The 13,965-nt window shown below is 70.7% G+C and carries 15 protein-coding genes; 10 read left to right on the plus strand and 5 right to left on the minus strand.

All coding sequences use genetic code 11. The annotated features are described in order from the left end of the window. Nucleotides 1-85: 85 nt before the first annotated feature. Nucleotides 86-1,534: an amidophosphoribosyltransferase gene (purF, locus tag JN22_RS26055; protein WP_085556657.1), complete on the plus strand. Its 1,449-nt coding sequence runs from the start codon at nt 86-88 to the stop codon at nt 1,532-1,534. Nucleotides 1,535-1,726: 192 nt separating this feature from the next. After that, entirely contained in the window at nt 1,727-2,434 is a 708-nt protein-coding gene (locus tag JN22_RS26060; protein WP_085556658.1) for an SDR family NAD(P)-dependent oxidoreductase, read from the plus strand. A gap of 123 nt (nt 2,435-2,557) precedes the next feature. On the opposite strand, the gene JN22_RS26065 is transcribed toward JN22_RS26060, so the two are convergent. From JN22_RS26065 to JN22_RS26075, 3 genes are all read right to left on the minus strand, one after another. Continuing rightward, nucleotides 2,558-2,725 (minus strand): RSP_7527 family protein, encoded by a 168-nt coding sequence (locus tag JN22_RS26065; protein WP_179166227.1) that lies wholly within the window; start codon nt 2,723-2,725, stop codon nt 2,558-2,560. A gap of 158 nt (nt 2,726-2,883) precedes the next feature. Then, nucleotides 2,884-3,168 (minus strand): hypothetical protein, encoded by a 285-nt coding sequence (locus JN22_RS26070; protein ID WP_143268435.1) that lies wholly within the window; start codon nt 3,166-3,168, stop codon nt 2,884-2,886. Nucleotides 3,169-3,231: 63 nt separating this feature from the next. After that, complete coding sequence (locus tag JN22_RS26075; RefSeq protein WP_085556660.1) at nt 3,232-4,047, minus strand: hypothetical protein; 816 nt, start codon at nt 4,045-4,047, stop codon at nt 3,232-3,234. 59 nt (nt 4,048-4,106) lie between these two features. Between JN22_RS26075 and JN22_RS26080 the strand changes: the two genes are divergently transcribed. The 8 genes from JN22_RS26080 to moaE all read left to right on the plus strand — a co-directional run bounded on the left by JN22_RS26080 (nt 4,107) and on the right by moaE (nt 11,224). After that, nucleotides 4,107-4,877 (plus strand): SDR family oxidoreductase, encoded by a 771-nt coding sequence (locus JN22_RS26080; RefSeq protein WP_085556661.1) that lies wholly within the window; start codon nt 4,107-4,109, stop codon nt 4,875-4,877. A gap of 407 nt (nt 4,878-5,284) precedes the next feature. Next, nucleotides 5,285-7,267, plus strand: coding sequence for an excinuclease ABC subunit UvrC (uvrC, locus tag JN22_RS26085; RefSeq protein ID WP_085556662.1), 1,983 nt, complete (start codon nt 5,285-5,287; stop codon nt 7,265-7,267). 51 nt (nt 7,268-7,318) lie between these two features. Further along, complete coding sequence (gene pgsA, locus JN22_RS26090) at nt 7,319-7,924, plus strand: CDP-diacylglycerol--glycerol-3-phosphate 3-phosphatidyltransferase (RefSeq protein WP_085556663.1); 606 nt, start codon at nt 7,319-7,321, stop codon at nt 7,922-7,924. Between the two features lie 24 nt (nt 7,925-7,948). Further along, entirely contained in the window at nt 7,949-8,452 is a 504-nt protein-coding gene (gene mobB / locus JN22_RS26095; protein ID WP_085556664.1) for a molybdopterin-guanine dinucleotide biosynthesis protein B, read from the plus strand. A gap of 10 nt (nt 8,453-8,462) precedes the next feature. Continuing rightward, nucleotides 8,463-9,089 carry an HAD hydrolase-like protein gene (locus tag JN22_RS26100; RefSeq protein WP_085556665.1) on the plus strand — a complete coding sequence of 209 codons (627 nt, stop codon included), beginning with the start codon at nt 8,463-8,465 and terminating at the stop codon, nt 9,087-9,089. 165 nt (nt 9,090-9,254) lie between these two features. Further along, nucleotides 9,255-10,520: a molybdopterin molybdotransferase MoeA gene (gene moeA, locus JN22_RS26105; protein WP_085556666.1), complete on the plus strand. Its 1,266-nt coding sequence runs from the start codon at nt 9,255-9,257 to the stop codon at nt 10,518-10,520. After that, complete coding sequence (moaD, locus tag JN22_RS26110) at nt 10,520-10,771, plus strand: molybdopterin converting factor subunit 1 (protein ID WP_085556667.1); 252 nt, start codon at nt 10,520-10,522, stop codon at nt 10,769-10,771. The genes moeA and moaD overlap by 1 nt, the downstream gene beginning before the upstream one ends. Continuing rightward, nucleotides 10,772-11,224, plus strand: coding sequence for a molybdopterin synthase catalytic subunit MoaE (moaE, locus tag JN22_RS26115; protein ID WP_085556668.1), 453 nt, complete (start codon nt 10,772-10,774; stop codon nt 11,222-11,224). It begins immediately after the preceding gene. A gap of 56 nt (nt 11,225-11,280) precedes the next feature. Here the strand turns inward: moaE and JN22_RS26120 are convergent, their stop codons facing one another. After that, entirely contained in the window at nt 11,281-11,763 is a 483-nt protein-coding gene (locus JN22_RS26120) for a peroxiredoxin (protein ID WP_085556669.1), read from the minus strand. Nucleotides 11,764-11,814: 51 nt separating this feature from the next. Continuing rightward, entirely contained in the window at nt 11,815-13,944 is a 2,130-nt protein-coding gene (locus JN22_RS26125; protein ID WP_085556670.1) for a protein-disulfide reductase DsbD family protein, read from the minus strand. Nucleotides 13,945-13,965 lie beyond the last annotated feature (21 nt).

Consider the following 13,965-nt stretch of genomic DNA (forward strand, 5'->3'; position numbering starts at 1 on the left):
AAAGCGCGGTTTTCTGCTCTTTTTCGTTGTGAGTTCACCGCGTTTACGGCGCCCGGCAGGGGCGCTTTCACGAAGGACCTTAGCGATGCTGACGACGCATCCGTTCGACGACGACAAGCTGCGCGAGGAGTGCGGCGTGTTCGGGATCTACGGCAACCCGCAGGCGGGCGCCATCACCGCGCTGGGGCTGCACGCCCTTCAGCATCGCGGTCAGGAGGCGGCGGGCATCGTCAGCTTCGACGGCGGGCGCTTCCATCTTCAGCACACGCTGGGCCTGGTCGGCGACCATTTCAGCTCCGAGGCGGTGATCGCCAAGCTGAAGGGCGGCACGGCCATCGGCCATGTCCGCTACGCCACCACCGGCGACACCTCGATCCGCAACGTCCAACCGCTCTACGCCGACTTCGAGTTCGGCGGCTTCGCGCTGGCCCACAACGGCAACCTGACCAACGCGCAGACCCTGCGCCGCCAGCTGGTCCGCCGCGGCTGCCTGTTCCAGTCCTCCACCGACACCGAGGTCATCGTCCATCTGATGGCGACGGCGCGCGGCGGCTCGCCGGTCGACCGGCTGATCGAGGCGGTGCGGCAGGTCGAGGGCGCCTTCTCGCTGGTGGCGCTGACCTCCAACGAGGTGATCGGCGTGCGCGACCCGCTGGGCGTGCGCCCGCTGGTGCTCGGCCGGCTCGGCGACACCCACATCCTGACCAGCGAGACCTGCGCGCTCGACATCGTCGGCGCCGAGCTGGTGCGCGACGTCGAGCCGGGCGAGATGATCGTCATCGACGGCTCGGGCGTCCACAGCATGCGGCCGTTCCAGCCGCACGGCCGCCGCTTCTGCATCTTCGAATACATCTACTTCGCGCGGCCGGACAGCGTGATGGAGGGCACCTCCGTCTATCAGGCCCGCCAGCGCATCGGCCGCGAGCTGGCGCGCGAGGCCGGGGTCCCCGCCGACGTCATCGTCCCGGTTCCCGACAGCGGCGTGCCGGCGGCGCTGGGCTACGCCCAGGAAAGCGGCGTGCCCTTCGACCTGGGCATCATCCGCAACCACTATGTCGGCCGCACCTTCATCGAGCCGACCGACCAGATCCGCCACCTCGGCGTGAAGCTGAAGCACAACGCCAACCGCGCGATGATCGAGGGCAAGCGCGTCGTGCTGGTGGACGACTCCATCGTGCGCGGCACGACCTCGAAGAAGATCGTCGAGATGGTGCGCGCCGCCGGGGCCGCCGAGGTCCACATGCGGATCTCCAGCCCGCCGACCTCGCACCCCTGCTTCTACGGCATCGACACGCCGGAGCAGAGCAAGCTGCTCGCCCACCGCATGACGGTGGAACAGATGCGCGAGTTCATCCAGGCCGACAGCCTCGCCTTCATCTCGCTCGACGGCCTGTACCGGGCGATGGGCGAGGAGAAGCGCGACCCGGCGAAGCTCAGCTACTGCGACGCCTGCTTCACCGGCGATTACCCGATCGCCCTGACCGACGCGCTCGACAGCCCGCCGGTCGAAGCCAACGTCGCCGTCCGGGCGTAAGAAAACCTCCCTCTCCCGCCCCGGGAGAGGGAAGGGGCCCGCGAAGCGGGAAGGGTGAGGGGCTGGCGGGACATGGATTTCGTGCCACGCCCGACAGCCCCTCACCCTCCCCACCGCTTCGCGGCGGGTCCCCTCCCTCTCCCGGGACGGGAGAGGGCCTAACAGTCCCCCCGAACCCGAGAGCCAGATCCCATGTCCCGTCTGTCCGGCCGCATCGCCCTTGTCACCGGCGCCTCGCGCGGCATCGGCGCCGCCGTCGCCAAGCGCTTCGCCGCCGAGGGCGCGCACGTCATCCTGACCGCCCGCACCGTCGGCGGGCTGGAGGAGGTGGACGACGAGATCCAGAAGGCCACCGGCCACAACGCCACCCTGGTGCCGCTGGATCTGCGCGACTACGACAAGATCGACCAGCTCGGCTATTCGGTGTACGAGCGCTTCGGCAAGCTCGACATCCTCGTCAGCAACGCCGGCGCGCTGGAGGCGCTCGGCCCGATCGCCCAGTACGATCCGAAGCTGTGGTCGCGGGTGATGGACCTGAACGTGACGTCGAACTATCGGCTGATCCGCTCCTTCGACCGGCTTCTGCGCACGTCGGAGAGCGGCCGGGCGATCTTCGTGACGTCCTCCGCCGCCAAGGCGCCCTATCCCTACTGGAGCCCCTACGGGGCCAGCAAGGCGGCGCTGGAGATGGTCGTGAAGACCTACGCGCTGGAGATCGCCGCGTCGCCGCTGCGGGTCAACCTGATCGACCCCGGCGTGGTCGCCACCAAGATGCGCACCCAGGCCTTCCCCGGCGAGGACCCGAAGTCCATCACCCAGCCCGACCAGATCACCGACCGCTTCGTCGATCTGGCCGAGGCCGCCTGCACCCTGCACGGCGAGATCGTCAACGCCCAGTGAGTGGGGGGGACGGGGCGGCATCGTCCGCCCCTTTCCAAAAACCATCCGCAAGCGCCGAAAGGCGGAGAAACGGGCGTCGGCCTCGTCTCTCCGCCGTGCGGAGCGTCACCATGAAGGGTGGTGTCAGCGGGCGTTCGGCGTCAGGGCCGGGCCGTGGTCGCCGTGGCCGGACAGCGCGGCGCGCAGCTTGCCGAACAGTTCGCGGATGTAGTCGGCGCGCATCTGGCGGGCGGCCTTCATGATCTCTTCGTGGCTGCGCGGGTCGCGTTCGTAAATCATGGTCTTGGACATGGCAGGGATATCTCCTCGTCGAGAGAGACGTCCCCTCCCCGGACTTTCTTGTTTCGCCTCTGAAGATAGGGAAAAAGGCTGTCCCAAGAAGCGCCATGCCTGCATTGCCGCCCAACGCTGCGCGTATCAGCTTGGTCAATCAACATGACCGCAAACAATTACTTCCCGCCACCATCGCGCCCGCCATCCACCGCGACGTTGCGGTCGTCGACGATGCGGTCGTCCCGGACCTGTTCGGGCTGCGGGCGGTCGCGGCCGTCCTCGCGCGGGCGGGGCAGGGGGCCGGTGCCGAGCCCGCGGGCCTCCTCGCTGCCGGGGATGCCGTAATCCGCCTCCGCGCCGGGGCCTTCGACGTTCTGGAAGCCCATCTCGCGCTCGTCCACGTCGGGCTGAGCGCGGGTGTCGCGGATGTCGAGTGGTTCCTTGCGTTGGTCGGTCGCCATGCCGGTCTCCTGTTCCAATGGAATGGGGTTTCCCTTCGCATCAACAGGCGGACAGCGCGCTCGTCACCGCGCGGACAGCGCGCTCGTCACCGTGCGGACGTCGAACCAGGCGCCGACGCTGTGGCGCAGGTCGTGGCGGCGGTCCTGCTCGGGGGCCGGCGCGATGTCCCACAGCCAGGACAGGTCCGGGGCGGGCAGGGGAAGGCCCCAGACCGAATCCTCCCGCTCCAGGATGGTGCCGGACTCCAGCCATTGGCTTTCGATGTCGGTGAACAGGGCGGCGGTATCGGCGATGCCGCCCAGCCACTCCAGATGGTCGCGGGCGAGCCGCCGCGCGAAGGCGACGCGCTCCGCCGGCGGAACCATGGGAGCCCGCCGCTCCACCGCGTCCAGCGGCAGCAGCGGCAGTTGGGACAGCAGGTTGCAGGAGATCGCGAAGGCGAAGCCCCCACCGGGAACGGGCGGTGGCGTGAAGCCGGCGGGCAGCCCCCGCCCGGCGTCCAGCGCCTCGGCCAGCGGGCTGAGCGCCCCGGTCGCGTCCAGCGTCAGCAGCCGCACGTTGGGGAGGCGCGCCGCCCGCCGCCGCACCGGGCGGGCGTGCAGCATGTCGAGCAGCACCACCTCGTCGAACCGGCTGGCCAGTTCGTCCAGCGGCACCTCGATCAGCAGGCCGGAGCCGGCGACCAGCGCGCGCCCGCCTTCCGGAGCCCGCTCCGTCGCCTCCAGGATGAAGCGCCGGCAGGCGGCGACGTGCGGCGCCCAGGCGCGGCGCTGGCGCCGGTACCGCGCGCCCAGCGCGACCAGTTCCGACAGATAGCCCAGGCGGCGGGGCAGCGGGTCGCAGGGGGTGGTCAGATACTCCAAAGCCTCGCGCAGCATGGGCGGTTTGTCCTCCGTCTCCCCTTGACCCGCGACGGTGGCAAGGTACCTATGGCGGCATGGTCGAGATCAAGAGGAAAGCGGCTCTCGTCACCGGAGCCGGCAAGCGCATCGGGCGTGCCATCGCGCTCGATCTCGCGGCCCAGGGCTGGGCCGTCGCCGTCCATTACCGCAGTTCCCGCGCCGACGCCGACGCCGTCGTCGCCGGAATCGAGCGGGCCGGCGGCCGGGCCGCCGCCTTCGCCGCCGACCTCGGGCGCGAGGAGGAGGTGCGGGCGCTGGTCCCCGCCGTGATCGACCGCCTCGGTCCGCTGACCCTGCTGGTCAACAACGCCTCCCGGTTCGAGCGCGACGCGGTTGCCGACGCCACCCGCGAGTCCTGGGACGCGCACATGGAGGCGAACCTCCGCGCGCCCTTCGTGCTGTCGCAGGAGTTCGCGTCCCGGTTGCCGCCGGAGGAGGGTGGCCTGATCGTCAACCTGCTGGATCAGCGTGTGTGGAACCCGACCCCGCACTTCCTCTCCTACACGGTGTCGAAGATGGGGCTGTGGGCGCTGACCCGCACGCTGGCGCAGGCGCTGGCCCCGCGCATCCGCGTCAACGGCATCGGCCCCGGCCCGACCCTGCGCAACGAGCGCCAGAGCGAGGCGGAGTTCGCCGCCCAGTGGGACTCCACCCCGCTGCGCCGGGGCACGACGCCGGAGGAGATCTGCGCGGCCATCCGCTTCCTGGTTTCGGCCCCGGCGATGACCGGCCAGATGATCGCGCTGGACGGCGGCGAGCATCTCGGATGGGCGCAGCCGGCGCATGGCTTCGTGCCCGTCGAATGACGGGAGGCGGGGTGCGCTGCACAAGGTCCGGACGCACCGTTTCCCCACCGCCGGAAGGGCCGGCGGGCGGCGGCCTGGCCGTGAAGGACCGCGCGTTTTACACAGGTGCCCTCCGCGACGCAAGCTCCGCCTTTGGGGCTATGACATTTTTATGCCTGTGGGCGATTTGCCACAGTCGATTCAGTGTTGACGCATATAAATCAATGACTTAGAAAAAATGCCTCATTTTTAGGCAACTGTGCGGCAACCCTTGCAACGCTTGGCTCCCGGCCCACTACCCCCTTCGTTATCGACAAACTTATCCACAGGATTGGTGGATAGTCTTTCCGGGTGGGGCAACCGACGCCTCCGCGCCTTTCGCGCGGCTTGCGGTTGACCCCGCGCGGCGGCTCGACGACATTCTGGCCATGTCCGAAACGCAGCCCTCCGACCCGGCCGCCAGCCTGCCGGGCGATCCGCCCGCCAATCTGCCCGCCGACCCGCCCGCCGACCCGACGCAAAGCCCGGAGACGGCTCCCCAGCGTCCCCGCCGCCGCCCCGCCGACCTCGCGCGCGGCGTGGAGATCATCCGCGAGCATCTGAAGACGCTGCCGCAGACGCCGGGCGTCTACCGCATGCTGGCGGGCGACGGGGCGGTGCTCTATGTCGGCAAGGCGCGCAACCTGAAGCGCCGGGTGACCAACTACACCCAGGTCGCCAAGCTGCCGATCCGCCTCCAGCGCATGGTTTCCGAGACCGAGACCATGGAGTTCGTCAACACCCACACCGAGGTGGAGGCGCTGCTTCTCGAATCGAACCTGATCAAGAAGCTGATGCCCCGCTACAACGTGTTGTTGCGGGATGACAAGACCTTTCCGCACATCATGATCACCAGGGATCATGACTACCCGCAGCTCACCAAGCATCGCGGGGCGCGCGGGCGCGACGCCGACTATTTCGGCCCCTTCGCCTCGGCCGGGGCGGTCAACCGGACGATCACCGCGCTCCAGCGCGCCTTCCTGCTGCGCAACTGCGCCGACACCGTGTTCGCCGCGCGCTCGCGGCCCTGCCTGCAATACCAGATCAAGCGCTGCACCGCGCCCTGCGTCGGCCGCGTCACCCCGGCGGAGTATCAGGCCCAGGTCGGGCAGGCGCGCGCCTTCCTGTCCGGCAAGAGCCGCGACATCCAGACGGAGTTCGCCGCGAGGATGATGGAGTCCTCGGAGGCGATGGATTTCGAGGCGGCGGCGCGCTACCGCGACCGCATCCGCGCGCTCACCGCCATCCAGGCCCACCAGGACATCAACGTCGAGGGGGTGGTGGAGGACGCCGACGTCGTGGCGGCCCACGCCGAGGGCGGCGTCACCTGCATCCAGGTCTTCTTCTTCCGCGGCGGGCGCAACTACGGCAACCGCGCCTATTTCCCCAGCCACGACAAGGCGGCGGAGACGGAGGAGGTGCTGGCCGCCTTCATCGCCCAGTTCTACGAGAACAAGGCGGCCCCGCCGCTGGTGCTGGTCAGCCACGCGCTGCCCGAACTGGAGCTGCTGACCGAGGCGCTGGCCGTGCGCGCCGGCCACAAGGTCGAGCTGGTCGAGCCCAAGCGCGGCGAGAAGCGCCGCATCGTCGAGCACGCCCTGACCAACGCGCGCGAGGCGCATGGCCGCCGGCTGGCCGAAAGCTCGTCGCAGGCGCGGCTGCTGGAGGGGGTGGCCGGCGTCTTCGGGATGGATTCCGCGCCGGAGCGGGTCGAGGTCTACGACAACTCGCACATCCAGGGCGCGCACGCCATCGGCGCCATGATCGTCGCCGGGCCGGAGGGCTTTATCAAGAACGCCTACCGCAAGTTCAACATCAAGAGCGAGGGCGCGGCCGGCGACGACTTCGCCATGATGCGCGAGGTGCTGACCCGCCGCTTCGGCCGCGCGGTGAAGGAGGATCCGGAACGCACGCTCGGCACCTGGCCCGATCTGGTGCTGATCGACGGCGGGCTCGGCCAGTTGAACGTCGCGCTGGAGGTCTTCGCCGAGCTGGGCATCGACGACGTGACGCTGGTCGGCATCGCCAAGGGGCCGGACCGCGACGCCGGGCGCGAGCATTTCTTCATGGAGAACCGGCCGCCCTTCCAGATGGAGATGCGCGACCCGGTGCTGTATTTCCTGCAACGGCTGCGCGACGAGGCCCACCGCTTCGCCATCGGCACCCACCGGGCCAAGCGCACCAAGGCGATCGGCAAATCCCCGATCGACGAGATCGCCGGCATCGGCCCCGCCCGCAAGAAGGCGCTGCTGCACCATTTCGGCAGCGGGGCGGCGGTGGCGCGGGCCGGGCTGGCCGATCTGGAGGCGGTGGAAGGGATCAATCGGGCGGTGGCGAAAAAGATATACGATCACTTCCATCCCGACGGTTAGAATGGGGAAGCCCGCATTCTTCCTGCCCTCCAGCGGTTCGAGCCTCCGATCATGTTGACCAGCCTGCCCAACCTGCTGACCCTGTCGCGAATCGCGGTGATCCCGCTGGTCGTCGGGCTGTTCTACATTCCGGAGGCGTGGGCCGCCTACACCGCCTGCGGGCTCTACGCGGCGGCCTGCATCACCGACTGGTTCGACGGCTACCTCGCCCGCGCCTGGGCGCAGGAGAGCGTCATCGGCAAGTTCCTCGACCCCATCGCCGACAAGCTGCTGGTGGCGGCGACGCTGATCATGCTGGCCGGATTCGGGCGGCTGGGCGGCCTGTCGATCCTGCCGGCGGTGACGATCCTGCTGCGCGAGGTGCTGGTGTCGGGGCTGCGCGAGTATCTCGCCGGCCTGCATGTCGGCGTGCCGGTGACGTGGCTGGCGAAGTGGAAGACCGGCATCCAGATGGTGGCGCTGGGCTTCCTGATCGTCGGCGACTACGCCCCGCCGGAGATCCCCTCGACCATCCTCGGCACGGTGGGCCTGTGGATCGCCGCGGCGCTGACCTTCTACACCGGCTGGGACTACATGCGCGCCGGCCTGACCCACATGATGGCGGAACAGCCGCCCAAGCGCGGCGCCGCCGCCCGGTCCGCCGGCAGCGCCGGCTGAGACCCTTCGCTACGAGTGCCCGACATGAAGATTTTCGGTCTGACCGGCTGGAGCGGCAGCGGCAAGACGTCGCTGGTCGTCCGGCTGATCCCGGCGCTGACGGCGCGGGGCCTGCGCGTCTCCACGATCAAGCACGCCCACAAGGGCTTCGACATCGATCATCCCGGCAAGGACAGCCACAACCACCGGCTGGCCGGGGCCACCGAGGTGCTGGTCAGCTCGCCTAAGCGCTGGGCCCTGATGCACGAGCTGCGCGGGGACGATCCGGAACCGGCGCTCGCCGACCTGCTGCCCAAGCTGGCGCCGGTCGACCTGCTGCTGATCGAGGGCTTCAAGCGCGAGCCGCACGAGAAGATCGAGGTGTGGCGGAGCGCGGTCGGCAAGCCGCTTATCGCGCCCGAAGATCCGCAGATCGTCGCCGTGGCCAGCGACGGGCCGGTGCCGGGCTGCCCGGTCCCGCTGCTCGATCTCGACGACGCCGAGGCCATCGCCGCCTTCGTGATGGCCCGCTGCGGGCTGGAGCGCTGACGCCCCTTCCATGCTCCACAGGCTCGTCATCTTCGATTTCGACGGCACGCTGGCCGATTCCTTTCCCTGGTTCGTCGGCGTCCTCAACGGCGTTGCCGGACGCTACGGCTTCCAGCCGGTCCGGCCGGAGGAGATGGAGACGCTGCGCGGCTATGACGCCCGCCGGATCATGCGGCACCTGCGGGTGCCCCTGTGGAAGCTGCCCTTCATCGCCAGCCACATGCGCCGGCTGATGGCGCGGGACATCGACGGCATCCAGCTTTTCGACGGGGTGCCGGCGATGCTGCGGACGCTGACCGGGCGCGGCGTCACCGTCGCCATCGTCAGTTCGAATTCGGTGGACAACATCCGCCGCATCCTGGGGCCGGAGAACGCGGCGCTGGTGTCGCGCTACGCCTGCGGCGCCTCGCTGTTCGGCAAGCCGGCCAAGTTCCGCGGGATCCTGCGCGACACCGGCATCCCGGCTGCGGACGCCATCGCCATCGGCGACGAGCTGCGCGACATCGAGGCGGCGCGGCGGGTCGGCGTCGCCTGCGCCGCCGTCACCTGGGGGTACACGCGGGGCGACGCGCTGGAGGCCCACCGGCCCGACCGGCTGTTCCGGCGTGTCGAGGAGATCCCGGCCGGCCTCGCCTGACCGGCGCCGAAGCGGGTCCCATTTCCCCCTTCGCAGCCACGGGTGCGGCGGACTAAAGTTTCGTGCGTTTAATAAGAAACGCACGAAACTTTAGCCTTTTGATGACGAGCGGATTCACGCTCCAAACCGATTCCGGTTTTACGCGATCCGCTCTAGAGTGGCCCCATGGTGCAACTCAGCGACGATTGCTTCGCCTTCGGCGGCGGGATGATGACGGTGGATCGCGCGCTCGCCCTGCTGGCGGAGCGGACGCATCCGGTCACGGCGCCGGAACGGATACCCCTGGCCGGGGCGCTCGGGCGCGTGCTGGCCGCCGACGTCATCGCCCCCTTCAGCGTTCCGCCGCACGACAACGCGGCGGTGGACGGCTACGCGGTGTGCTTCGACGATCTCGCCCCGGATGCGCCGACGGTCCTGCCGGTGACCGGGCGGGTGGCCGCCGGGCAGGCGCTCGGCCGGTCCGCCGCGCGGGGGGAGGCGGTGCGCATCTTCACCGGCGCGCCGATGCCCGAGGGCTGCGACACCGTCTTCATGCAGGAGGATTGCCGTGCCGCCACCCTGGACGGCGCGACCACCGTCACGCTGCCGCCCGGCATCCGGCGCGGCGCCAACCGGCGGCCGGCCGGGGAGGACGTGACGGCGGGGGCGACCGTGCTCGCCGCCGGCCGGCGGCTGCGTCCGGAGGACATCGGCCTGCTCGCCTCGCTCGGGCAGCGCGACGTGGCGGTGCGGACGCCGCTGCGGGTCGCCGTCTTCTCGACCGGCGACGAGGTGCGGGAGCCGGGAACGGCGCTCGCCCCCGGCGCGGTCTACGACGCCAACCGCTTCGCGCTCATGGCCCTGCTGGCGCGGCTCGGCTGCGCGGTGACCGATCTCGGCATCCTGCCCGACCGCGTCGGGACGATCCGCGACGCTCTGGCCGGGGCGGCGGCGACGCAGGACGCGATCGTCACCTCCGGCGGCATGTCCACCGGGGAGGAGGACCATGTCCGGGCGGCGGTCGAGGCGTCGGGGCGGCTCGATTTCTGGCGCCTCGCCATCAAGCCTGGCCGCCCGGTCGCGCTGGGCCGGGTGGGGGAGGCGGCCTTCATCGGGCTTCCCGGCAACCCGGTGGCGGTGGTCGTCACCTTCCTGCGCATCGCCCGGCCGATCCTGCTGCTGATGATGGGCGCGGCCGACGGGGCGCCGCCGCTGTTTCCGGTGCGCGCCGCGTTCGCCTACAAGAAGAAGCCCGGCCGCCGCGAGTATCTGCGCGGTTCGCTGGTCCGCGACGCCGATGGAGTCCTGAGCGTGGTGAAGCACCCGCGCGACGGGGCCGGCGTCCTGTCCTCGCTGGTCGAATCCGACGGGCTGATCGAGCTGCCCGAGGATCTGGCCGGCGTCGAGCCGGGCATGACGGTGGATTTCCTGCCTTTCAACGAGGTCCGGTGATGAAGATTCTCTATTTCGCGTGGCTGCGCACCAAGATCGGGGTGCCGGCCGAGACGGTCGAACTGCCGGCCGAGGTGACGACTGTCGGCGCGCTGGTCGAGTGGCTGAAGACCCGCAGCGAGCGGCACGCCGACGCGCTGGCCAACAGCAAGGTGGTCAAGGTCGCGGTCAACCAGGAGCATGTGCCCTACGACCACCCGCTGTCGCCCGGCGACGAGGTCGCCCTGTTCCCGCCGGTCACGGGGGGCTGAATGGCGATCCGGGTCCAGGCCGGGGATTTCGACGTCGGCGCCGAATACGCCGCGCTGACGGCGGGGCGGACCTCGGTCGGCGGCGTGACGCTGTTCGTCGGTCTGGTGCGCGACATCGCCGGCGGCGAGGCGGTCAGCGCCATGACGCTGGAGCATTATCCCGGCATGACCGAGCGGCAGCTGGAGGCCGTCGAGGCGGAGGCCCGGCGCCGCTGGCCGCTCGACGACGTGCTGATCGTCCACCGCTACGGCCGGCTGGAGCCGGGCGACCGGATCGTTCTCGTCGCCACCGCGTCGGCGCACCGGGACGCGGCCTTCGACTCCTGCCGCTTCCTGATCGACTGGCTGAAGACCAGGGCGCCCTTCTGGAAGCTGGAGGCGACGCCCGGCGGGGAGCGCTGGGTCGAGGCCAAGGACAGCGACGACGCGGCCGCCGCGCGCTGGACGGAGTAGGGAAGGCGGGGGCGGGCCGGTGCGGGGACGAAAGGCCCGTCCCCGCCCGTCGCCGCTTACAGCGTGGCGAGGATCGCCTCGGCCGAGGACACCTCGAACTTGCCCGGCTCCTCGACCGCGACGTGGGTGACCTTGCCGTCCTCCGCCACCAGGGCGAAACGCTTGCCGCGCGTGCCCAGCCCATGGCCCGACGCGTCCATCGTCAGGCCCAGCGCCGACGTGAAGGTCGCGTTGCCGTCCGGCAGCATGACGACCGAATCCCCGACATTGCCCTTGTCGCCCCAGGCCCGCATGACGAACGGGTCGTTGACGGCGAGGCAGACGATGGTGTCGACGCCCTTGGCCTTCAGCGCCCCGGCGTTCTGGACGAAGCCCGGCAGATGCTTGGCCGAGCAGGTCGGGGTGAAGGCGCCGGGAACCGAGAACAGGACGACCTTCTTGCCCTTGAACAGCTCGTCGGTGGTCACGTCCTGCATGCCGTTGGCGGTCAGGTGCTTCAGCGTGACCGACGGGATGGTGTCGCCAACCTGGATGCTCATGTCTCTAACCCTTCCTGATTTTTTATGGGTGAACGGGTTTGGCGGCGAACTCTAGCAGCCTGCGCCGCCACCGCAAGACGGCGCGGCCGTCAGCGACCCCACTATTCCGTTCTGCGGACGGGCGGCGCGGTCGAGCGCCTCGATCACCGCCGCTTCGCTCAGCAGTTCCGGCAGCGCGATGCCCCGTGGCGCGCCCGGTCCATAGACGATGTTGAAGGGGATGCCGTAGCGGCCGTGGGAGGCCAGGAAGCGGGCGATGCCGTCGTCCGGCCGCGTCCAGTCGGCGCGCATGGCGACCAGGGCGGGATCGTCGAAGCGCTTGGCGACGGTGTCGCGGTTCAGCACCAGCTTCTTGTTCGCCTGGCAGGTGATGCACCAGTCGGCGGTGACGTCCACGAACACGGTGCGGCCGGCGGCGACATGGTCGCGGATCGCCGCCTCGTCGAAGCCCGTCCAGCGGGCCGCCGCCTCCGTGACCGTCACCGCCCCGGCACCGGCCAGGGGGCCGAGCGCCGCCGGCAGCGCGAGGGCCGCGACCGCCAGCAGACCGGCCAGCGCCGGCCCGGCCCGGCGGCCGTTCCCGGCCAGACGCCGCCCGGCCCAGAGGACCGCCACCAGCGCGATCATGAGCCCCCCGACCCCGGCGGCCGGCGCCGTCCCGATCTGCACGGTCAGCACCGACAGCAGCCACAGGGCCGTCAGAGCGAGCGCGAAGCCCATGACCGCCCGCAGGGTCGCCATCCAGCGCCCCGGACGCGGCAGCCAGGCGGCCAGACGCGGCCACGCCGCGACCAGCAGATAGGGCGCCGCCAGGCCGATCCCCAGCGCCGTGAAGATGGCGAAGACCTCGGCCGGCCCGTTGGCGAGCGCGAAGCCGACCGCCGTCCCCAGGAAGGGCGCCGAGCAGGGCGTCGCCAGCAGGGTCGCGAAGGCCCCGGTGGCGAAGGGGCCGGCCAGCCCGTCGCCCTCCAGCCGGTCGGCCAGGGCGCGCGGCAAGGGGACCTCGAACAGCCCCCAGAGATTGGCCGAGAACAGGGTGACCAGCACCACCATGAAGACGAGGAACAGCGGCTGCTGGAACTGGATGCCCCAGCCGACGGCGCCGCCCGCCGCCTTCACCGCGACCAGCGCCGACGCCAGCACCAGGAAGGAGGTCAGGATTCCGGCGGCGCTGGCGAGGAAGCCGGCCCGCACCGCGCGCGGCGCGCGGCCGCCCTGCTTGACCACCGACAGCAGCTTCAACGACAGCACCGGCAGCACGCAGGGCATCAGGTTGAGGATCAGCCCGCCGAGCAGCGCCACCCCCAGCATTGCCCACAGCCCGCCCGACGGAGCCGTCCGTCCCGGCGCCGCCGTGGCCGGAGCCTCCACCGACCGCGCGCCGTCCACCAGCGTCACCGTCACCGCCCGCCCGGCGAGGTCGAGTCCCTGCGGCGGGTCGGAGGCCGGAACGCTCAGCCGCACGCGGCGGTCGTTGTCGGAAAAGACCGCCTTGGGGGCGGAGAAGGTCAGCGGCGGGTCGGTTTCGACGAAGACGTCCGGCGAGACGAAGCCGTCGGCGGCGGTCGCCTCGATCTCCAGCGCGGTCCCGCTGGCGCGCACCGATTCGACGGCCAGCAGGCTGTTGCCCTGGCGCGGCACCAGCGACTGGGCGCGGGCGACGTCGTTCGCCGATTCCGACGGCGCGGCCGGTCCGGCGGGAAGCGCCAGGGCCAGCTTGACCGTCTGCGGCACGCAGATCTCGGAGCAGACCAGCAGTTCGGCGGTGAGCGCCAGATCGACCGGCTTGCCGGGCTCGGCCGGGACAGCTTGAAGCGGGAACATCACCTCGACGTCGTAGCCCGCCGTCTCGAAGCCCAGCACGGAGAAGCGGTGCGGCGCCGGGTAGGCGAGCGACGCCTCCTTCAGGTTGGCCGAGCCGCTCCAGTCCAGGCGCGGGGCGAATCCGGCGTCGCCGGGGGACCGCCAATAGGTCTTCCAGCCCGGCTCCAGCCGCAGCTCCAGCCCGAGCGGCAGCGCCGCGAGGTCGCCGGTGCCGCGGACCGAGGACACCAGGCGGGCTTCGACCTGCCCGGCCTTGAACCAGGGGCTTTGCGCCTCTCCGGCAAGGGCGGGGGGGACGGCGGACGCGGCCCCCAGCAGACCGAGAAGGGCGAGCGCGGGAGGGGCAAACCTTTTCATCGTCGGCACTGTTCTCATATC

Origin of the sequence: Azospirillum agricola, from assembly GCF_020005195.1 — a bacterium.
Taxonomy (GTDB): domain Bacteria; phylum Pseudomonadota; class Alphaproteobacteria; order Azospirillales; family Azospirillaceae; genus Azospirillum; species Azospirillum agricola.